The 22,372-nt window shown below is 68.6% G+C and carries 8 protein-coding genes; 7 read left to right on the forward strand and 1 reads right to left on the reverse strand.

Annotated elements, in window-relative coordinates; genetic code table 11:
• Positions 1 to 232: 232 nt before the first annotated feature.
• From MUU56_RS29835 to MUU56_RS29860, 6 genes are read left to right on the forward strand one after another with little or no spacing between them, the layout of a single operon-like run.
• Positions 233 to 9,325, forward strand: a complete 9,093-nt coding sequence (locus MUU56_RS29835) for a non-ribosomal peptide synthetase/type I polyketide synthase (protein ID WP_245081970.1) — start codon at positions 233 to 235, stop codon at positions 9,323 to 9,325.
• Positions 9,325 to 12,672, forward strand: a complete 3,348-nt coding sequence (locus MUU56_RS29840; RefSeq protein ID WP_245081972.1) for a non-ribosomal peptide synthetase — start codon at positions 9,325 to 9,327, stop codon at positions 12,670 to 12,672. Before MUU56_RS29835 ends, MUU56_RS29840 begins: the two co-directional genes overlap by 1 nt.
• Complete coding sequence (locus tag MUU56_RS29845; RefSeq protein WP_245081974.1) at positions 12,669 to 13,439, forward strand: thioesterase II family protein; 771 nt, start codon at positions 12,669 to 12,671, stop codon at positions 13,437 to 13,439. The genes MUU56_RS29840 and MUU56_RS29845 overlap by 4 nt, the downstream gene beginning before the upstream one ends.
• Positions 13,440 to 13,453: 14 nt before the next feature.
• On the forward strand, positions 13,454 to 14,719 hold the full coding sequence (locus MUU56_RS29850) for a SidA/IucD/PvdA family monooxygenase (protein ID WP_245081976.1): 1,266 nt from the start codon (positions 13,454 to 13,456) through the stop codon (positions 14,717 to 14,719).
• Positions 14,700 to 16,031, forward strand: a complete 1,332-nt coding sequence (locus tag MUU56_RS29855) for a trans-sulfuration enzyme family protein (RefSeq protein ID WP_245081978.1) — start codon at positions 14,700 to 14,702, stop codon at positions 16,029 to 16,031. The genes MUU56_RS29850 and MUU56_RS29855 overlap by 20 nt, the downstream gene beginning before the upstream one ends.
• Complete coding sequence (locus MUU56_RS29860; protein WP_245081980.1) at positions 16,028 to 17,074, forward strand: OsmC family protein; 1,047 nt, start codon at positions 16,028 to 16,030, stop codon at positions 17,072 to 17,074. Before MUU56_RS29855 ends, MUU56_RS29860 begins: the two co-directional genes overlap by 4 nt.
• On the opposite strand, the gene MUU56_RS29865 is transcribed toward MUU56_RS29860, so the two are convergent.
• Positions 17,037 to 17,771 (reverse strand): 4'-phosphopantetheinyl transferase family protein, encoded by a 735-nt coding sequence (locus MUU56_RS29865; RefSeq protein ID WP_245081982.1) that lies wholly within the window; start codon positions 17,769 to 17,771, stop codon positions 17,037 to 17,039. The genes MUU56_RS29860 and MUU56_RS29865 overlap by 38 nt on opposite strands.
• A gap of 244 nt (positions 17,772 to 18,015) precedes the next feature.
• Here MUU56_RS29865 and MUU56_RS29870 point away from each other — a divergent pair, with 244 nt between their 5' ends.
• Complete coding sequence (locus MUU56_RS29870; protein ID WP_245081984.1) at positions 18,016 to 22,371, forward strand: type I polyketide synthase; 4,356 nt, start codon at positions 18,016 to 18,018, stop codon at positions 22,369 to 22,371.
• Position 22,372 lies beyond the last annotated feature (1 nt).

Genomic DNA, 22,372 nt, shown 5'->3' on the forward strand with positions numbered 1-22,372 from the left:
CATACTGTTTCAAATTCTCCATGGCGCTACTCGCAAGACTTGTTTTCCTCAACACTTTCAAGGTCGTAAATCGAAAAACTCCGCAAGTGCCTCCCGCACCTAAACTCCGCATCCGGCCTAATTCGCTCCTCTGCGGAGCGGTCCGTACCCGGCGCTTCATTGTTTAAGGGACAACAGACCCGCGACCGCCGGCCGGCGGCGCGTGAACGAGTGCCGGACTGCGGAGAACGCCGTGACTGTTGAACCCGTTGCGATCATCGGAATGACCTGCCGGTTTCCGGATGCGCCCGACGTCGAGACCTTCTGGAAGAACCTCGTCGAGGGGCATGAGGCGATCCGCCCGCTCTCGCGCGAGGAGATGGAGCGCCAGGGCGTCGACCCGGCGCTCGCCGCACGGCCGGATTATGTGAACGCCGGCACGGTGGTCGCGGACGCCGACTGCTTCGATTTCGCCTTCTTCGGCTATTCGCCGCGCGAGGCAGAACTGATGGACCCGCAGCACCGGCTGTTCCTGGAGGAATGCCGGCGGCTGATGGACAGTGCCAACCTGACGCGCAGCGGCCTCAAGGTCGGCGCCTTCGCCGGCTGCCGCCAGAGCACCTACCAGCCGCTCCTGCCGCCGATCCGGGCCGAGGAGATCACCCGTACGGAAAGTTTCCAGCAGCTGATGGGCAACGACAAGGACTATCTCGTCACCCGCGCCGCCTACAAGCTGAACCTCACCGGTCCGGCAATGACGATACAGACCGCCTGCTCCAGCTCGCTCGTCGCCGTGCACCAGGCGGTGGAAAGCCTTTTGGCGCGCGACTGCGACGCGGCGCTTGCCGGCGGGGTCGCCATCTCCTTCCCGCAGGGCGCGGGTTATTTCCGCCAGTCCGGCATGATCTTTTCCGAGGACGGCCATTGCCGGCCCTTCGGCGCGGCCGGCACGGGCATCGTCGCCGGCAACGGCCTCGGCCTCGTCGCCCTCAAGCGGCTGGCGGATGCGGAGCGGGAGGGCGACACGATCCACGCCGTCATCCTCGGGTCGGCCGTCTCCAACGACGGCAGCGCCAAGATCGGCTATACTGCGCCCGGCCGGGACGGGCAGCAGCGCGCGATCCGCGAGGCGCTCGCGCGAAGCGGCGTTTCCCCCTTGGACATCGGCATGCTGGAGGCGCACGGCACCGGCACGCCGCTCGGCGATCCCGTCGAGATTGGTGCGATCTCGGAGATTTACCGCGCCGCCGGCGCTGATTCGCAGAACACGGCCCTTGGCTCGGTGAAGGGCAATGTCGGCCATCTCGATACCGCCGCGGGGGTCGCAAGCCTCATCAAGGCGACGCTTTCGGTGCGCGAGGCCCGCATTCCCGCAAGCCTCCATTGCAAGCCGGAAAATCCCCGCATCGATTTCGCCGCCTCCCCTTTCGACCTGGCCGTCGAAACGGCGGAATGGCCCGCGCGCTTCGACAGACGCATCTCGGCGGTCAGTTCCTTCGGCATCGGCGGCACCAATTGCCATATGATCGTCGCGGCCGCCCCGACACGGAAGGCATCGGCCGGGATCGCCCCGCCGCGACAGGTGCTCGTCTGGTCGGGCCATGGCGCGGAGACGCTCGGCGAAAGCCTTCCCCTCATCGCCGATCGGCTCGACGACGGCCGCCTCACCGCCCAATGCGCGACCGCCGCGCTGCGCCGGCAGCATTTCGGCCATCGCATCGCCGTGACCGGCCGGACGGCGGAAGAGCTTGCGGATGCGCTTCGGGCGGCAAGGCCCGCCAAGGCCGGCGGAGGCCGCACCGCCTGGATGTTCAGCGGCCAGGGCAGTCAATATGCGGGCATGGGCGCGGCTCTCCATCGCGAGAGCGCGCCGTTCCGCGACGCTATCGAGACCTGCCTCGCCGGTTTCGCCGCGAACGGGATTTCCGATCTCGACCGCGTGCTCTTCGATCCCGAGCGGGCGAGCGACCTCGACCGTACGCTCTATACCCAGCCGGCCCTCTTCAGCTGGCAATACGCCTTCGCCGAGATGCTGCGCGGCTGGGACCTTGCGCCCGATCTCGTCTTCGGCCATTCGGTCGGCGAGTTCGCCGCCGCGGTGACGGCCGGGCTTTTGCCGCTCGACGCCGCCATCCGCCTCGTTGCGGCGCGCGCCCAGCTGATGGAAAACGGCACGGAACCCGGCGCGATGATCGCCCTCTCCCTGCCGGCGGAACAGCTCGAAGCCCTGCTGAAAAACCATACCGAGATCAGCCTCGCCGCCATCAACGGCCCCGAGCGCTACAGCCTGAGCGGCCCGGAGCGTGCCGTAACGACGCTCGCCGTCGATCTCGCACGCCAGAAAATCGCCCATCGCCGCCTCGCGGTGAACCGTGCCTTCCATTCGCGGACCATGGAGGCGATCCGCGCCGACTTCACCGCAGCCTGCCCGGCACCGCAGCAAGACGACGAGAGCTGCATCATGCTCTCGACGCTGACGGCCTATGCTGTCGAGCCCGAAGAACTCGACGCCGCCTATTGGTATCGGCAGCTGCGCGAGCCCGTGAATTTTTACGGCGCGGCGCAGCGGCTTGCCGAATTCGAGATCGACCATGTGCTGGAAATCGGCCCGGACGGCAGCTTCTCGCGTCTGCTCCGCAGCATGGAGCTGCCCCAGACCATCGGGACCGTCGTCGACAGGAACGAAGCGGACCTTGCCGCCGTCATCGCGGCACTCTACCGGCTCGGCTGTGACGAACCGGTGGAGTCTCTTTATCGCGCGTCCGGCGCGGCGTTCACCGAAATGCCCGCCATCCGCCTCGCCAAAAGCCGGTGCTGGCCGGATGGCGACACTGTGGCGACCGCGCGCAGCGGCACGGCGTCCGGCCTCGCGCCGCTGCTTTCGCCCCTGTGGCAACCGCTTGCAGGACGCGACAGCGGCTTCCGCCTTTCCTTCGCACACCCGCTGCCGCTGGCGGCCCGTCCCCTGCACGCAACGGACAGCCGCGGCTTCCTCGGCCGCGGCGCGATCAGCCTCTCGCTCGAAGATGCGACAATCGACGCAACCTACGAGCCGGCCTGCGGGTCCGATCTGCCGGACGCCCCCTCGCTGCCGCTCGCCGCGTGGCTGGCAGCCGCCGCGAGCGCCGGCAGGGCGATTTCGGGCGGCTGGCTCTCGCCCGGCTGGCAGGCCGCGACGGATGTCAGGGAGGTGGAGGACGGCGCCTATCTCACCGATGGCCTGCGCTGCCTCGCCCGCCTCGATCTCGTCACGCCGAAAAGCGCCGAGGAAGACCAACCCGTCCAGCTCTGGCGCTGGCGCTGGCAGGAGCTTGCGCGCCTCTACCAGCAAAAGCTCAGCCGCTCGTCGATCGCGGCCGCCGAGGACTGGCTGATCGTCGGCGACAATGCGGTGGCCGGCGACCTCGCCGCCATCGGCCGCTGGATCGGCCACAACGTCATCCTGCGAGATGCGCCGGTCGAGGGCGATTTCGCCCAGGTGGTGGATTGCCGCGGAGCCGGCGCCGCCGACGCGTTCGGCGACGGCCATGCCCATCTCCGAACGGCGGTGACGCGCGCGCTCGAATGGCTGCACTACGGTCTCGCCCATCCGGCCTGCCGCATCGCCAATCTCGTCTCGCATGCCTGCGACCCGTTCGACGCCACGGCCTTCGGGCCGGACTGGGCGGTCATGCAGCTTTGGCGCAGCCTGCGCAACGAGCAGCCACACCTGCCGATCGCCTGCCTCGACATCGGCGACGCCACGGACATCGAGACGCTGGCGGCTCATCTCGAGCACCTGCACGATCTCGGCGCTGCGCTCGCCTTGCGGGGTGGAAAACTCTACGAGCCGACGCTGGAGAGCCACCCGGCGATACGCGACACCGTGCCCGTCGCCTGGCCGCAGGACAGGCTGACGCTGGTCGCCGGTTTCGGCGCGGTCGGCCGGGAACTCGCCCTGTGGCTCGCCGATCAGGGATGCCGTCATCTCGCCATCGTCCTCCACCGCGCGCCGGACGCCGCGCAGGACGCCTGCCTTGCGGCCCTCTCCGCCGCTGGCGTCACCGTCACCATGGTCGAAACCAGCCTCACCGATGTCGAAGCCCTGCGCAAAGGCATCGCCGCGCTCCCCCGGCCGGTCGGCCAGGTGTTCCACACCGCCCATGCCGGAACCAGCCAGTTGCTGGCCGACGAGACCGCGGAGCGCTTCGCCTCCGCCATCGCCGTGAAGGTGGCGGGCAGCCTTGCGCTCTACGAGGCCGTGGCGGACCAGCCGCTGGCGCTGTTCTGCCTGTTCAGTTCCGCCGCCTCGCTGCTCGCCATGCCGGGCGCGGCCTACAACGCCGCCAATGCCTGGCAGGATTCTTTCGCCGCCCATCTTCGGGCAAAGGGCGCGCCGGCGCTCTCCATCGCCTGGGGCCAGTTCGCCATGGACCGGCGCGCCGACAAGCTGGAACAGCTCGGCAAGACGAGCCTTCGCCCGATCCCCGCCGAGACCGGCTTTGCCGTGATGAACCGCCTCCTGAAGGACGGCGTGAGCGGCCTCGTGCCCATCTCGGTCGATCCGTCCGCCCTCGCCGCCGCCACCGGCGGCATGCCGGCGACGCGCGGCCTGCTGCGCCCGCTGCTCGCCGCCGAGATGGAGCGCGCGCGGGAGGAGGAAACTGTCGTCGACCTCGCGCTCGGCGGCCTTTCCCCGGCCGAACGCGCCGCGCGCATCGCCCGCTATCTGCGCCAGGTCATCGGCAAGCGGCTGAAATTCGCCAGCGACGCGCTGGACGCCGCCAAGCCCTTGACCGAACAGGGCGTCGATTCTCTTATCTTCCTCGAACTTGTGCACATCATAAACGGCCAGTTCGCCCTGACGCTGCCACCGACCGCCGGCTACGAGCACGGCACGATCGACGCGCTGTCGAAACACATCGCCGGCCTCCTCGCCGAAGGCGACGACATCGATTTCTCCAAGCCGCTCGGCAAGGGCGAGATCGAGATTATCGCGCGCCCGCAAGAACGCTTCGAGCCTTTCCCGCTCACCGACCTGCAACAGGCCTTCTGGGTCGGCCGCAGCGGCGGCATGCAGCTCGGCAGCGTCTCCTGCCACGAATATATCGAGATCGATCTCGACGACCTCGACGTCTGCGCGCTGGAGACGGCCTGGAACCGGCTCATCCGCCGCCATGAGATGATGCGCTGCGTCATCACGCCGGCCGGCCGCCAGCGCATTCTCGAAACCGCGCCGCACTATGCCGTCAAGGAACGCGACCTCACCCGCCTCGCCGAGGCCGAGCGTGACGAAAAGCTCGGCGCGATCCGCGAGCGCATGTCCTATCAGGTCTTCGATCCGCAGGCCTGGCCGCTCTTCGAGCTGACGGTGAGCCATCTGCCGGGCGGCCTGTCGCGCATCCATCTCGACATGGATCTCCTGGTCTTCGACATCCAGAGTTTTCGCGTGGTCTTCGGCGAGCTCGCCACGCTGCTCGCCGACCCCGACGCCGAGCTGCCGGACCTCACCCTCTCCTTCCGCGACTATGTGCTCGCCGAGGAAGTCGCGCGCCGCGGCCCGCAATGGGAGCGCGCGAAAGCATTCTGGCTGGAAAAGCTCGACACCTTCCCGGCCGCGCCCGACCTGCCGCTCCGCCGCGCACCGGCCGAGGTAACGCGCCCGACCTTCCGCACGCTCGACCATCGCCTGTCCTCCGCCCATTGGAAGCGGTTCCAGGCGCAGGCCGCCAAGCTCGGCCTGACAGCGAGCGGCGCGCTGCTCACCGCCTTCACCCATGTGCTGTCGACCTACAGCAAGGCGCCAGACTTCACCCTCAACATCACCTATTTCAACCGCAAGGCCGTGCATCCGCAGGTCATGGACATCTGCGGCGATTTCACCTCGCTGATGCTGCTGCCCGTCGCCGCGCGCGAGGGCGAGACCTTCCTTGCCGCCGCCCGCCGCACGCAGGATGACCTCTGGCAGGCCTTGGCCCACCGCGAATTCAACGGCATCCGCCTGATGCGCGAGCTCGGCCGCCACCGCAGGACGGGGGCCGACAGCGTCGACATGCCCGTGGTCTTCACCAGCATGATCGGCATGGATTTCGACGATCCCGCCCGCGCCGACTGGCCGCTGACCAGCCGCCAGGTCTTCCAGATCAACCAGACGCCGCAGGTCTGGCTCGACTATCAGGCGACCGAATATGGCGGGGCGCTGGTGACGCGCTGGTTCATCGCCGACGACCTGTTCGAACCGCGGCTGATCGAGGGCATGTTCCGCGCCTATACCGACTTTCTTCAGATGCTGTCCGAAGAGAACGGACTCTGGGAGACGCTGGTTCCGGACCTCCGCCCCGCGGAAGACCGCAGCCTCGCCGCCGGCCTCGCCGTCGCCGGAGAGCGGCCTTCCGGCTCCCTCATGCCCTCGCTTCTGCAACGCAGCGCCGAGGCGCGGCCGGAGAGCGTCGCCATTCTCAGCCCGCAGGGCGACCGGACCTACGCCGCGCTCCGGGCCGACGTGAACCGCCTCGCGCACCACCTGATCGCGCTCGGCGTAAAACCGTCCGAACCCGTCGCCGTGGTCATGGCGCGCCAGCCGGATGCGGTGCTCGCGGCCCTCGCGATCCAGGCCGCGGGCGCGTGCTACGTCCCGGTCAACGGCGACTACGAGAACGAGCGGCTTGCCGCCATCCTTCGCGACCTCTCGCCCTTCGCCGTGCTGACCAGCGGCACCCGTCCCGCCCTGCCGCCCGAATTCCGCCGGATCGAGCTTTCGGGCCTTACCCTCGACGGCCTGCCGGAGACGGCCCCGGAACCGCGGCAGACGGAAACGGACCTTGCCTACATCATCTACACCTCGGGCACGACCGGCCAGCCGAAGGGCGCGATGCTCGACCATCGCGGCCCGCTGAACACCATCGCCGCGCTCATCCGCCGCCTCGCCGTCACCGAGGCCGACCGCACACTCTCGCTCTGCGCCTTCCATCACGACATGTCGGTCTTCGACGTCTACGCCATGATGGCGACCGGCGGGGCCGTGATCCTGCCGGACCGCGAGCGCTCGAAGGACGCCATGCACTGGCTGGACCTCGTAAAGCGCCATCGCCCGACCATCATCAACGCCGTCCCGGCCTTCGTCTCCATGCTGCTCGACGCGCAGGCGCTGAGGGGGGCGGACCTGCCCGCCCCGCGCCATGTCATGATGGGCGGCGACTGGATTCCCCTTGAGTTGGTGCGCCGCCTGAAGGCGCTGTGGCCGGACTGCGCGATCCACAGCATCGGCGGGCCGACGGAGACCGCGATCGTCTCGGCCTACTATCCCCTCGCCGCGCTCGACCCGGCCTGGACGAAAATCCCCTATGGTCGGCCGCTGGAGAACCAGACCTGCCGCATCCTCAACCCGGCCGGGCAGGAGTGCCCGACCGGCGTCGTCGGCGAGATCTGCACCGGGGGCCTTGCCATGTCGCTCGGCTACTGGCGCGACGAGGCACGCACGGCGGAGCGCTACCGCCTGCATGCGCCGAGCGGCGAGCGGCTGTTCCACACCGGCGACCTCGGCCGGCTCGGCGCGGACGGCGAGATCGAGATCGTCGGCCGCATCGACAACCAGCTGAAGATCAACGGCATGCGCATCGAGCCGAGCGAGATCGAGGCCGTGCTCGGCGAGCATCCGCATGTGGCGGAGGCGGCCGTGGTCTATGGCGGCGCGCCGCTGAAGCAGCTGCACGCCTATTTCACCCTGACTGCCGATGCGCCGGCGCAGCGCGGCGAAACGAACGGCGACAACGGCTGGCACCGCGCGCTCACCGTGGGCGACTGGGCCTGCAACGACCTGCCCGACGATTTCGACCTCGACCGCTACGGCGCGCACTTCGCCGCCATGGAGCAACTCAGCACCTGGGTCATGCTCGGCGCGATGCAGGAGGCCGGCTATTTCCGCAAGGCCGGCGACACGGCGCGGGAGGACGAAATCTCGTCCGCGCTCAGTGTGAAGGAGAACTACGCAAAACTCTTCCGAAGCTGGCTCGACGTGCTGGAGGCGGACGGCTATCTCGACCGCGCCGCGGACGTCTACCGCGCCACGCCGCGCATCGCCGAGGCCGACGGCCGCGCAGAATTGCAGGTCAGCATCGCGGCCCGCGCGGCGGCGGGGGCGGATTACGATCGCCGCATCTGGTCGCTTTACGAGCGCTGCATCGCCAATCCGCGCGCCCTGCTCGACGGCACGCTCAATCCGCTCGAACTGATGTTCGAGGGCGGGCGCACCGATTTCGTCGAAAGCTGGTATCGCGAGAACCCGGTCTCGAAACACTTCAACATGGTGGCCGGGGAAACCGTGCGCGGCCTGTTCGAGGGCCACGATCCCGCCCGCCCCATCCGTATCCTGGAGTTCGGCGCCGGCATCGGTTCCGTCACGCACGACATCCTGAAGGCCCTGCCGCACGAAAACTTCACCTACACCTTCACCGACCTCTCGCGCTACTTCCTCGAAAACGCGCAGAATGTCTTCGCCGACTGGCCGCAGATGCGCTTCGGCCTCTACGACATCAACGAAGACCCGGCGCTGCAAGGGCTGGAGCCCACCGCCTACGACCTCATCATCGGCGCGAACGTGCTGCACGACGCGATGGACGTGAACCGCAGCAGCCGGTTCATCCGCTCGCTGCTGAAACCGTCCGGCCATCTCCTCCTGGTGGAAGGCACGCGCAATCCGCGCTTCCAGCTCGTCAGCCTCGGCTTCGTGGAAGGTCTCAGCCACTACGAGGACGAGCGGCTGGAGACCCATCTGCCCATGCTGAGCGCGGATGCCTGGCAGGCCGTGTTCGAACGGGCGGGCTTTGCGCGCCGCACCGCGCTGCCGAAACCCGGCAACCCGGTCGAGCGGATGAACTATCACGTCGTGCTGGCGCAGAACGGCGATACGGCGACCGTCCTCTCCCGCGAGACGCTCGACGCCTGGCTGAAAACCCGCCTGCCCGACTACATGGCCCCGCAGCAATGGCATCAGCTCTCCGCCATGCCGCTGACCGCCAACGGCAAGGTCGACCGCTCGCGCCTCGGCGCCGCCGTCGAGAGCGCGGTGCGCGAGGTCGAGCAGGCCGACGATCCCCTCGCCGAGGGGCTGGAAACCGTGCTCGCCGTGCTCTGGGGCGAGGTGCTGGGCCAGGAGATCGTCTCGGCCTCGGCGAATTTCTTCGTGCTCGGCGGCGATTCCCTGCTGATGACGCGGCTTTCGAGCCTCATCCAGCACCGCTTCGGCGCCGCGCCGGATCTCGCTTCGCTGCTGCGCGCGCCGCTCTTGAAGGATCAGGCGCGGCTCGTCGCCGATCTTCCGGCGGCAGAGGCCATCGAGGACGAAACCTTCGAAAGCGGAGTGATCTGATGACCGGCGCGGAACCGATGACGCTCGGCGAACTCAAGCGCCGCATGCAGGAAAGCCGCATCCGGCTGTGGGTGGCGGAGGGTGAATTGCGCTATGCCGCCCCGCAGGGCTTGATGACCGCCGCGCTGCGCTCGGCGCTCGGCCACCACAAGGCGGCGCTGATCGGCGAGCTGACGCAGGCCGCGCCCCTGCTTGTCGCGCGGCCGGAAGCGCGGCACGAGCCCTATCCGATGACCGACCTCCAGCAAGCCTATTGGGTGGGCGAGCATGGCGGCTACGCGCAATCGGCGATTCCCTGCTTCTTCCACCATTGCCGCTTCGAAGCGATCGAGCCCGAGACCGTGCAGACGGCCCTCCAGCGCCTGCAACGCCGCCATGAGGCGCTGACCGCCCGCTTCCTGCCGAGCGGCGAACAGGTGATCCCGCCGCCCGGCGCAAACCCCTGCCGGCTTTCGGTGGTCGATCTTCGCGCGCTCGCGCCGGACGAAGCGGCATCGCGGCTCGGCGCGCTCTGCGAAGCCTATCCGGAAACGCTGCCGCCGCTGGAAAAGGGCCCGCCGCTCGCCGCCACGCTGGTCCGGCTCGACGGCAGCGACCGCCTCCTCATCGCCTTCCGCCTGATCGCGATCGACGGACCGTCGCTCGCCATGATCTTCCGCGACCTGCTGCGCTATCTCTTCGACGACATCACCGGGGAGGAACCGCCGCCGAGCCTCAGCCACCGCGACTATGCGCTTGCCCTGAAGGACGCGACGTCCGCCGAGAGCATCGCCTACTGGGAAAAAACCCTGCCGACGCTGCCCGGCCCGCCGGACCTGCCGGCGACGGGGGAAACGCCGCTCTGGTCGGATTTCCGCCGCCTCGCCGGCAAGCTCGACGCCGAACGCTGGCGGCGTCTCAAGAGCCGAGCGGCCGAACAAGGCGTCACGGCCAATGCGGCCATGCTGGCGCTCTATGCCGCGGCGTTGCGGCCCTTCGCCACGCACCCGGATTTCACTCTCAACGTGCTGGCGAACCACCGGCCCTTCCAGCACCCCGAGCTTTCGCTGATGACCGGCAATTGCTCGAACACGACGCTGATCGACTGCACGGGAACGGGCAGCTTCGCCGATCAGGCACGGCGGCTTCAGGCGCTGATGGCCGAACGCCTCGCCCATGCGAGCGTCAGCGGCGTCTCGCTGATCCGCCGGCTGCAACTTTCCGCGAGCGCCGAAACGCCCGCCGCCCCCTTCGTCTTCACCAGCGGCATCAGCAGCGGCCGCCCGGTCCTGCCGGACGAACACACGAGCCGCTTCGAACTTGTCGGCAGCCACCTGCGCACGCCGCAGGTCTCGATGGACCACCAGGTCATCGAGAACCATGAGGGCCTGATTTACTACTGGGACTATGTGACCGGCGTCTTCACCGAGAACCTTCCGGAAACGATCTTTGCCCGCTACGAGGCGGCGCTCCTGGCGCTCGTCGATGATCCGTCCGCATGGCTCCGCGACGATCCGGCGGAGGCCGAGGCGCCTTCCCTGCAAGCCCTCACAGAAGATCATCCGGACGACCGCGCCGGCACGCTGCCCGACCTCTTCCTCGCGACAGCGCAGGCGAGCCCGTCGGCCACCGCGATCATCGACGCCGAGGGTGCAGCCCTCACCTATGCCGACCTGCGCCGGAAAGCCGAAGCGGTCGCCGCAGCGCTCCTTGCCCGAGGCGCACGGGCGGGCGACATCGTCGGGATCGCGCTGCCGAAAGGCCTTGCCCAGATCGTCGCCGTCGTCGGCGTCAGCCTCGCCGGCCTCGTCTGGCTGCCGCTCGACAGCCGCCTGCCCGTCGAACGGCGCAACACCATCCTCAGCCACAGCGGCTGCCGCTGGCTGATCGCCGACGACCTGCGCGACCTGCCCGCGGATGCGCGCGCCGTGACGGCCGATGACATCGCGGCGCATGCGGGTGAAGCCGCCATCCCGTCCCGCCGCGCGCCTTCGGATCGGGCCTATGTCATCTACACGTCGGGCTCCACCGGCGCACCGAAGGGCGTGGTGATCAGCCACGCCGCCGCACGCAACACGATCCTCGACATCAACCGGCGCTTCGCCATCACGGCGGCAGATCGCGTGCTCGCGCTTTCCGCCCTGAGCTTCGACCTCTCGGTCTACGATATCTGGGGCACGCTCGCCGCTGGCGGGGCCATCGTCGTCCCGGCGGACAGCGAATTCCCCGACCCGCACGCGACGCTCGCCCTTTGCGCCCGCGCCGGCGTCACCGTCTGGAATTCCGTGCCGGCCCTCATCGACATGGCGCTCAGCGCCGCGCGCCGCCGACCCGCGCCGGAACTGTCGCAGCTGAAGACCATCATGCTCAGCGGCGACTGGATTCCCCTGCCGCTCGCCCGCCGCCTGCGTGCGGACTATCCCGAAACGCGCCTTTGGAGCCTCGGCGGCGCGACGGAGGCGGCGATCTGGTCGAATTTCTATCCGGTCGAAACGGTCGAAAACCATTGGACCTCCGTGCCCTACGGTTTTGCGCTGGCCGGCCAGCAACTGCATGTGCTCGACGCACGCGGCCGCCCCTGCCCGGCGGGCGTCACCGGCGAAATCCACATCGAGGGTTTCGGGCTTGCCGAGGGCTACCTGAACGACGCGGCGAAGACCGCCGCGAGCTTCATCCGCCACGCCAGCGGCCGGCGGCTTTACCGCACCGGCGATCTCGGCCGGATCATGCCTTGCGGCGCGATCGAATTCCTCGGCCGCAAGGATTTTCAGATGAAGATTCGCGGCCACCGCATCGAGGCGGGCGATATAGAGGCGCATCTGACGCGCCACCCCGACGTGGATCAGGCGCTCGCCCTTGCCGTGCCGGGGCCGGACGGCGCGCCCATGCTCATCGCCTGCCATACCGGCGCGGCCGATCCGTCGATCCCGCTCGCCGCCTGGCTCGCCGAGCGCCTGCCGCGCTACATGGTGCCCGACCGCTTCGTCCATCTCGACGCCCTGCCGCTCAGCGCCAACGGCAAGCGTGACCGCAAGGCAGCCGCCGCGCTCGTCGTCGCCGGCCTCACGCATACGGACACTATGGAAAAACCGGCGCTCGGTGAAACGCTTGGCCCGCTTGCCAGCCTCTGGGCCGAGGTCACCGGCCGCATGCCGCTTTCGCCGGACGAGAATTTTTTCCAGAGCGGCGGCAACTCCCTGCTCGCCGTCCACCTCGCCCGCGCGATCTGCGAGCGTTTCGGCGTGGAGATCGGCCTTGCCGAAATTTTCCGCGAACCGACGCTCGGCGGCCTCCAGGCGGCGATCGCCAGCCGCAGCCCCGCCGCCGAAAGCGCCCTTCCCCAGGAAACCCGACGAGCCGCCTCATGACCTGCCTTCCCTTCTCCGACACGAAACCGCTCGCGACCGTCGATCTCTTCTGCCTCACCTATGCCGGCGGCAGCACGGCGGTCTATCGCGACTGGAACCGCCTCTTCCCGGACTGGATATCCGTGCGCCCCGTCGAATATCCCGGCCGCGGCACGCGCATGGGCGAGCGGCTGGAAAGCGACCCGGCCCGCCTCGCCGACCAGTTGCTCGCCGAACTGAGACCGCATCTCGCACGCCCCTATGCGCTCTTCGGCCACAGCCTCGGCGCGGCGCTCGGCTACCGCATCGCGCTCGGCCTGATGGAGAGACTGCCGCCGCTCGCCTTCTTCCCATCCGGCCGGCACAGCCCGGATTGCGAGGACCCCGCGCCGAAACGCGCCCATCTTGACGATGCCGGCCTTCTCGATGAGGTGCGCGCCCTCAACGGTTCGCCCCGCGAGGTGCTGGACAACCGGGAACTGATGGCGCTGCTGCTGCCGATCATCCGCAGCGATTTCCGGCTCAGCGAGACGATCCGCGCCGAACGGGACGCACGCCCGCTCGCCTGCCCGCTGCATGTCTTCGGCGGCACCGGCGATCCGGAAGTGCCGGTCGAAGGCATCGGGCGCTGGCGCACCGTCGCAGCCGGCGATTTTTCGCAGACGCTGATCGAGGGCGACCATTTCTTCCTGCACCACGCCAGCCATGTGCAGACGATCGCCGACCGCATCGCCGCCGTGCTGGCCCCGCTCGCGGCAAGCCCGCCCGCCGCGCGGCGGCGCGCCTAGCGAAGGAGAACACGATGTCCCGCCCCTTCTGCCAGATCGTCGGGTTCGGCCCGGCCTGCATCAGCCTCCTCGTCAGCGCCGACCGGCGCGGGCTTCTGCCGGACTTGCTGGCGCGCGGCCTCGTCATCCACGAGCGGCGAGCCGGCGATGAAGAGTTGCTGCTCGCCGGCGCCAACTACGATATCCCCTCCAATTCCGACGCCAGCGACTTCCTCGACGGCATTTCCGCAGACGGCCTCTTCGCCCCGGTTCTCGACAGCGCGCCGGCTCGTCTGATCCGCGCCCGTGGCACGCAATCCGTGCCGCTCCAGCTGGTAGCCCTCCTGACCGCCGAACTGCGCCGCACCTTTCTTGACGCCGCCGGACGACATCCCAACCTGCACATTCATCGCGGCCATGCCACCCGGGAGATCACGCAATCGTCATCGGGCTGGGAGGCGCATTTCGACAACGGCCCCTGCGTCGAAAGCCGGATCGCCGTGCTCGCCGCTGGCAGCACGCCGCATCTTGCCCCCGATCTCCGGCGCATTACCGGCGAGGCCGGCGTGCCGCTCCTCCATTCGGAGGAAACGCTGCGGCCCGTCGACCTTCAAAATCTTCTGCCGGAAAACGCCCGGCGCATCGTCGTCGTCGGCGCGTCGCACAGCGCCTTCTCCGTGCTGCACAAGCTGATCGAGGCCCTTCCCGAGCGCGACACGGCGCTGACGCTCCTCCATCGTACGCCGATCCGCCGCATGCATCGCAGCGCCGCGCTGGCCGAGGCGGCCGGCGAAACCTTCGATCCCGTCGCCGACATCTGCCCTTCCAGCGGCCGCGTCTTTCGCTTCCAGGGCCTCTACACCCGCTCGAAGGCGCTCTACGAGCAGATCCTCGCCGGGCGGCACCCGGCGGTCACGCTCCGCCATTGCCCCGATCCGGCGGAGGCCGAAGCGGTGCTGCGCGGCGCGGACGTCGTGATCGCGGCGACGGGCTACCGCCCGAACATCCCGCTGCTCGCCACGGCGGCGGGCCGGCCGATCCGCATCGGCCGCAACGGCAGCGCGGCGCTTGTCGACGCCTCCGGGCATCTCTGCGACACGCAGAAGCGGGCCTTGCCGGGCCTCCTCGGCATCGGCCTCGGCTTCGGGCGCATCCGCTCGGATATCGGCGAGCCGTCCTACCGGGGCGCGGCCGTCGGCATCAACATCTTCCAGGGCCCGGACGGCGACGCGCTCTGCGACAGCATCCTCTCGACACTCCAACAACAGGCAGGAGAACCTCTTGGCAAAGAGTATTCTTAAGGAATGGGCCGGGCGCTTCCGCAGCGAAGCCACCGGCGTTTCGGCGAAGACGGAATGGGCCGACCAGCTCACCCGCGCCCGCAACGCCGGCCCGCGCATGACCAACCAGACCACCATCGACCCCGCCCGCCACGGGCCGGGCACGCTCGCCGTGCATGCCGGCACCTATAACGACCCGATCACCGGGGCGGTCGGCACGCCGGTCTTCGCCGCCACCACCTTCCTCTTCCAGAAGGAAAGCTACGAAGCCTTCGACCAGGGCATGATCCGCGACTACCCGATCTACACCCGCTACGGCAACCCGAACCAATGGGCCGTGCAGGAGAAGGTGGCCGCGCTGGAACACGCCGAAAGCGCCATCGTCTTCTCCTCCGGCATGGCGGCGATCAGCACGACGCTTCTCGCGCTCACCAACAAGGGCGGCCACATCGTCACCGCGCGCGACCTCTACGGCGGCAGCTACAACCTGATGCGCGAGGACATGCACCAGTTCGGCCGCGAGGTGACCTTCGTCGACCCGATGGATATCGACGCGATCACGGCGGCGGTGCGGAGCAACACGGAGGTGCTGTTCTTCGAAACGCTGACCAATCCGCTCCTGAAGTTCGCCCCCGTCAAGGCGCTGGCGAAGCTCGCCGCGGAGAACAACATCTTCCTCGTGCTCGACAACACCTTCCTCTCGCCCTGCTGCCTGACGCCGATCGACGACGGCGCGCATGTGGTGATCCACAGCGGCACGAAATATCTCAACGGCCACAGCGACCTCATCGCCGGCACCGCCGCCGGCAGCCGCAAGTATCTCGACATGATCTGGGCGCAGATGCTCAAACTCGGCGGCAGCCTCAACCCGCAGGATTGCGCCGTCCTCGAACGCGGTATGAAGACCTTGGCGCTGCGCATGAAGGCGCATACGGAAAACGCGTTGGCGCTGGCCGAATGGCTCGCCCGCCATCCCGCCGTCGCGCGCGTCTACCACCCCGCTTTGCCGGGCTATCCCTACTCTTGGGCGGCGGAATCGCTAGCGCGCGGCAGCGGCGGCATGGTCTCATTCGAGGTGAAGGGCGGCGACAAGGCGGGCCTCAAGCTGATGGAGAACCTGAAGCTCGTCCATGCGGCGACCAGTCTCGGCGGCGTCGAATCGCTCATCAGCATGCCGTTCAACACCAGCCACAGCAGCCTCATCGACCGGCAGCGCCGCGAGGTCGGCATCAATCCCGGCCTGATGCGGCTTTCCGTCGGCATCGAGGATATCGAAGACCTCAAGGCCGACCTCGACCGCGCGCTCGGCGCAATCGGAGACATCAGACAATGAAGAACGGCATCAACGTCGCCGCCGTCAGCGAACTCGTGCACGAAATCCGCAAAGTGCCGGGCGAAAGCGAGATCTTCTACGGCGTCGACCTCGAATGGCTCGGCGGCCTGACCATGGACATCCGCACCAAGCCGCTGCGCTTCGGCAGCAAGCGGCTCGGCCGGGATTTCTCCTTCCGCGTCAGCCACCACGACGATCCGAGCCCGGAAGCGGCCCCAACGCCTGCGGATTACTTCACCACCGGCCTCGGCTCCTGCGTCGCCAACATCCTGGTGCAGGGCGCGTCCTACAAGGGCATGACCATCGACAAGCTGCAGGTGGACACAGTGACGCAGCGCAGCGACGGAACGCTTTCCGGCACCGCCGTGACGGTGAAGCTGGAGGCGGACGGCAGCTGGCTGCAATACAAGCAGATGATGATGAACGTCGCGCGCTTTTCGCCGAACTACATCACCGTCACCCTGCCGAACCGCATTGACCTCACCTATCGCCACGTCCCCTCCGCCTTCCGCAAGAACGGCGCGGCAGCGAACGGCGACGGCCATGCGCCGGCCACCGCCCAGGCGGGCTCCAACGCGCCGATCCATCTCGGCGTCGACATCGCCTGGCGCAACGCCACGCAGTTCGACGTTTCTTTGCGCGACAGGCAGTACCAGGACGAGCGCTGGTCGCTGCCCGCCCGCTTTTCTGTCGACCAGCCGGCACCGGCGCTCGGGCTGAACGAAGCGCCCAACCCGCAGGAATACCTGCTGGCCGCCGTGCTCTCCGATCTCGCCCAGCAGCTCGTCATCGTCTGCCGCGAGCGGGGCAAGCCGCTGCGCCAGCTCAACGCCTCCATGCGCTGCAGGCTGGATATGCGCGGCTGCTTCAACATCTTCGACAAGTCCGCCGTGCAGCTTCAGGACAACCATGTCGAGATCGCCGCCGTCAGCGACAACAGCGAAGAGGAGATGAAGGATTTTCTCAAGCAGGCGCAGGCCGCCTCCGCCTGCTGGCAGGGTTTCGTCAACGCGACGCCCGCATCGCTGGATCGAGCCGGCTGAGCTCGGCAAGAACCGCCCCGAGGTCGCCGGCGTTCTCGCAAACAGCGATCTCGGGCACCGAACCATCGGCGGCGACGGCGAGCACATGCCCGTCGCCCAGCCGACGCCAGACGCCGGAAAAATGATCCGCGGGAAGGCGCGCCGCGAACCCTGCACCCTCTGCCGTCACGGTCACGCTCTCCGGCGGAATGGCGAAGCCCGCGCCATGCGCCTTGAGAGCGGCTTCCTTCGCCGTCCAGATCTGCTGGTGACCAATGGCGCTCGCCGCGATCTCGGACGGCGCGAGGAACGAGGCGGCGATCTCGTCCCAGAAATGCTGCGGCCGGTCTGCCTCCACATCGACGCCGATCCGGCCCGACCGGGACAGCGCCACGGCCACCCAGCCGCCGCCATGGGAAAGATTGAAATCGAGCGAACCCGTATCGACAAGGAACGGTTTGCCCCCGGGCCTGCGCGAAAAGGATAGGCTGGCGGGATTTCGCCCCGTCGCCGCGCTGAGCAGCCGCCGCACCAGCCCATGCGCCGCGCGATACCGCTCCGTATCCTCCGGCTTCAGGAAACGCCCCGCCTGGGATCGCTCGGCGGAATCCAGCACGGCGTCCGGATCGAAGCTGCCGAGAACGGCGGAAACCGGCATGGCGATGGCGACGCCCGCGCACAGCCATTCTCCATCCGCCGTCTTCGACCACTCGAACATTGCGTCCAGTCACTCCGCCAAGGGCACTTATTTCTCCGCATCTGGTCGGACAGGAAGCGCCGAGCAAGCTTAGGATGCCCTTGTTCCGGAAACAAGGCCGGATCACATATTCATAAATTGAATCATCCACTTAACCGTGGAATGCAGACATGTGCCCGATGATTGACCCTGCTCTCTCGAAAATCCTCGCCCCGGCACAGCCGAAGCACGGGCCATCCGCGTGACCGGCGTGGCGGCGCACGACATGCAAGAGGTTTCGGAAGCAATGGACGAACGGGTCGCCGTCATCGGCCTCGCCGGCCGCTTTCCCGGCGCGCCGGATGTGCACGCCTTCTGGAAGATGCTGGAGGCCGGCGCGTCGGGCCTTACACAGGTGGAAAGCCGGCCGGATGTGGTCGGTGCACGCTTCGCCCTTGCCGACAAGGAATGCTTCGACGCCGCCTTCTTCGGCTTCGCGCCCTCCGAAGCGGCTTTGATGGACCCGCAGCAGCGCGTCTTCCTCGAAACCGCCTGGCACGCCATGGAGGACGCCGGCTACGGCGAGGGCGAGGGCGGGCGCGTGACCGGCGTCTTCGCCGCCGCCGGGTTCGGCGACTATGTGCTGCGGCATGTCGGCCTGCGCTCCTATGCCGACAGCGCCGCCGACTATTTCGCCATGCTGATCGGCAACGACAAGGATTTCCTCGCCTCCCGCGTCGCCTACCTGCTCGACCTGAAGGGGCCGGCCGTCGTCGTTCAAAGCGCCTGCTCCAGCGGGCTGCTCGCCGTCCACCAGGCCGTCCAGTCGCTGCTGTCGCGCGAGATCGACATGGCGCTCGTCGGGGCCGTCTCCATCTCGATGGACATCGAAGAGGGCTATCATGCCGATCCCGGCGGGCCGATGTCGCCGACCGGCAAGATCGCGCCCTTCAGCGCGGGCGCGAACGGCATCGTCGGCGGCAACGGCGTCGCTGCCCTCGTCCTGAAACGCCTCGGCGAGGCCGAGCGGGACGGCGATTTCATCTACGCGGTCATCGAGGCCAGCGCCGCCAACAACGATGGGCGTGAGCGCGGGAATTTCACCGCGCCGGGCGTTGCCGGTCAGAAGCGGGTGCTTTCCGAGGCGCTCGGCCTCAGCGGCCTTTCCCCCGCCGACGTCAGCTATATCGAGGCCCACGGCACCGGCACGCCGATCGGCGACCCGATCGAGATGGAGGCCATTCGCGCCGTTTACGGCGACGGCGACGCGCCATGCCTCGTCGGCTCGGTCAAGGCGAATACCGGCCATCTCAACACGGTGGCCGGGCTCGCCGGCCTCATCAAGGCCATCGGTGTCGTGCGCACCGGCACCGTGCCGCCGACACTCAACTTCACCACGGCCAATCCGCTGCTGGATCTTGCCGGCTCGCGCTTTTCCATCTGCGATCGCCCGACACGCCTTCCGCCCGCCGAGCGCCATGTCGCGGCCGTCAGCTCCTTCGGCTTCGGCGGCACCAATGTACACATGCTGCTCTCCAGCCCGCCCCGCCGCGATGCGATCGCGACGGAGGAGCCCGCGCTTCTCTGCTGGTCCGCCCGCACGCCGGATGACCTTGCGGCCATGGAACGATCCCTTGCCGCCGTCTGGACCGCCGACAGCGGCGCAAGCCTCGTCGATCAGGCCGGGACGCTGCTGTTCGGCCGCCGGCACTTTCCGCACCGCCGGGCGCTCACGGCCCGCAACCCCGCGGAGGCGCTGCGCAAGCTGGAAGCCGGCGCCGCCACCCATTCTGCCATGGCCGCACCTAGCCGGCCGATCTTCATCTTCCCCGGCCAGGGCACGCAATTCGCCGGCATGGGCAGCCCCTTCCACGACAGCCTGCCGGTCTACCGCGAGACGCTGGACCTTTGCGCCGCCCTGACCGAACCGATGCTGGGGGAGGACATCCGCCCCCTGATCTTCGGCACCGAGGACGACGCGCTGAAGCCGACGCTGGTCACGCAATTCGCCCTGTTCGCGACGGAATACGCCCTCGCCCGCAGCCTGATGGCGGCCGGCCTCACGCCTGCGGCGCTGCTCGGGCACAGCATCGGCGAATATGTCGCCGCCTGCCTTGCCGGCGTCTTTTCGCTGGAGGACGCGCTGCGGCTCGTCCATGCCCGCGCGCGGCTGATGTCACGCCTGCCGGCGGCCGCCATGCTGTCCGTTCATGCCGGAAGGGAAGCGCTCGTACCCTATCTGCGGGACGGCAGCATATCGCTCGCCGTCGTCAACCGCCACGATCGCTGCGTCGTCTCCGGTGCGCCCGAAGCCCTCGGCATCCTTGCGGAGACGCTCGCCGCCGAGAGCATCGCGACGCGCATGCTGGCCGTCTCGCATGGCTTCCATTCCCACCTGATGGAACCGATCCTCGAGGAGTTTGCAGCGGCCTGCAGTACCGTAGCCTTCGCTGCACCATCGATCCCCGTGCTCAGCAACACCAGCGGCGATGTCGCGGCCGCAACGGAGATCACCACCCCGGATTACTGGGTCCGGCATCTGCGCCAGACCGTCCGCTTCTCCGACGACGTCGCCAGCCTCGCCCGCCTGTGGCCCGGTGCGACCTGCCTGGAGCTCGGCCCCGGCACGAGCTGCACCGCCGCCGTCACGGGCGCCGCCGCGGATCTTCGCGCCCTGCCGACACTCGCCTCGAACGCCTCGCAGGCGGAAGACCTCCTGTCGGCGCTCGGCCGGCTCTGGGTAGAGGGGCACGACGTCGACCCCGACCTCCTGATGCTGCACCGCGCCTGGCGGCGCACGCCGATGCCGGGCTATCCCTTCCAGCGCGTGGCCCATCTGCTGCCGCAGATAGAGCCGGGGCGGGAAAGCATGGCGAACCGGCCGCGGGTCCTGCCGCCCGACGAATGGTTCCATGCCCCGCAATGGCGCACGCTGGCCTTGCCGAAAACGCCCTCGACGCCGGACCGCGGGCCACGCGTGCTCTTCCTGCCCGAGGGCGAGGCGGGGCCGGCCGGCCTCGGCGATATCCGCATCCATCCCGGCGAACACTATGCCGCGCTGCCGGACGGCGGGTTCCGGCTTCGTCCGGGACATGCCGGCGACTTCTTAAAGCTTGCCGACACCTTGCAGGCGCGCGGCGTCACCGGCGCGGATTGCCTCTTCGGCTGGCTGATGGACGAGAAGGCCGACGCCCGAACGCATGGCCATGACAGCCTCGTGCGCCTTGTCCAGGCCTTTGCCCCCGCCGGCCTTCTCTCCCATATTGTGCTCTGCACGCGCACGCTGGCCGCGCTCTGCGGCGACGAGGCGCCCGATGCGGAGCAGGCGCTTGCCCTCGGGGTTCTGAGAGCGATCCCGTTCGAGCAGGCCGGCCTTCGTGCAACCTGGCTGGATGCCGACCGGCTCCCCGCTCAGCCCGACCTCGATCGGCTGGAGGCGGTAGAGATCGCAGGCGGCCTGCACGCGGGTGCCTTCGCCCTGCGGCGCGGCCGTTTCTGGCGGAGGGACGTTCCGCCGGTCGCGCTTGCGCCGGCGACGCTTCCCGACGTCATCCGCCCCGGCGGAACCTATCTCGTCGCCGGCGGCAATGGCGGGCTCGGCCGCCGCCTGGTCCAGGCGCTCGCGGCCGAGGGCCGCCATGTCGTGGTGATCGCCCGTTCGCTCGACGAAGACGCCCCGAATTTCGCCGAATGCCGGCGAAACGGCGGCCGTCTCACCCTTATACGGGGTTCTGCCGCAGACCGGGATCTTCTGCGCTCCGTCGCCGCAAGGCTCGTCGCGGCGGGCGAACGGCTCGATGGCATCTTCAACCTCGCCGGCCGCTACATCTCCCAGACGATCGCGGACATGACGCTCACGGCGACGGACGGCAATCGTGCCGCGAAGGTCGAAACGACGCGCGCGCTCCTCGACGTCTTCGGTCCAATGGAACCGGATTTCCTCGTCGCCTTTTCCTCGCTCGCCGGCGAAACCTCGGGCTACGGCAACAGCGACTACATGGCCGGCAACCTGTTCCTCGATTTTCTTGCCGAAAGCCGCGGGCCAGGCCCGCGCCTCGTCAGCATCGGCTGGGACAATTGGCGGGAAGGCGCGTTCGGGGCCGCGCAGGACGACGGAAAGGCGCTTTTCGCCGGTGCGGCGGCCGACGCCATCGGCGTCGAGGCGGGCCTTGCCGCCCTCTGGCGGATCATCGCGAGCGGCCTCTCCCATGTGATCGTCACGCCACGCAATCTCGACGACCGCCTGCGGGAAACGAGCGAGGCCGCCCGGCAACGCCTGGAGCGCATGGCCACGCCTGCGCAGCCGGCCACCATCGTGGCGGACGAAGGCTCCCCGCAGGAACAGGCAGTACGGCTGCTGTTCGCGCAGACGCTGGGCCTTCCGGGCGTCGCCCCCACGGACGACTTCCTGCAGCTCGGCGGCGATTCCATCCTCGCCGTCCGCTTCCTCTCGAAACTGCGCCGCATCTTCCAAGTCGATCTGGGGCTGCCGGATTTTCTTTCGAACCGGACGGCCGCCCTCCTGTCGCGCCGGCTGGAAGCCGTCGCCGGGACGGAGCAGGTCGCCCTCGCCTACCTCCATATTCACGCCCTCCCGGACGCCGAGCGGCAGACGCTCGCGCGCCAGGTCGCCACAGCCTGAG

The organism is Shinella yambaruensis (assembly GCF_022899355.1).
Classification (GTDB): domain Bacteria; phylum Pseudomonadota; class Alphaproteobacteria; order Rhizobiales; family Rhizobiaceae; genus Shinella; species Shinella yambaruensis.

What these genes read in the sequence shown, in the direction of transcription:
- MUU56_RS29840 (WP_245081972.1), top strand. Translation starts at nt 9,325, where the DNA reads ATGACCGGCGCGGAACCGATGACGCTCGGCGAACTCAAGCGCCGCATG.
- MUU56_RS29845 (WP_245081974.1), top strand. Translation starts at nt 12,669, where the DNA reads ATGACCTGCCTTCCCTTCTCCGACACGAAACCGCTCGCGACCGTCGAT.
- MUU56_RS29850 (WP_245081976.1), top strand. Translation starts at nt 13,454, where the DNA reads ATGTCCCGCCCCTTCTGCCAGATCGTCGGGTTCGGCCCGGCCTGCATC.
- MUU56_RS29860 (WP_245081980.1), top strand. Translation starts at nt 16,028, where the DNA reads ATGAAGAACGGCATCAACGTCGCCGCCGTCAGCGAACTCGTGCACGAA.
- MUU56_RS29865 (WP_245081982.1), bottom strand. Translation starts at nt 17,771, where the DNA reads ATGTTCGAGTGGTCGAAGACGGCGGATGGAGAATGGCTGTGCGCGGGC.
- MUU56_RS29870 (WP_245081984.1), top strand. Translation starts at nt 18,016, where the DNA reads ATGCAAGAGGTTTCGGAAGCAATGGACGAACGGGTCGCCGTCATCGGC.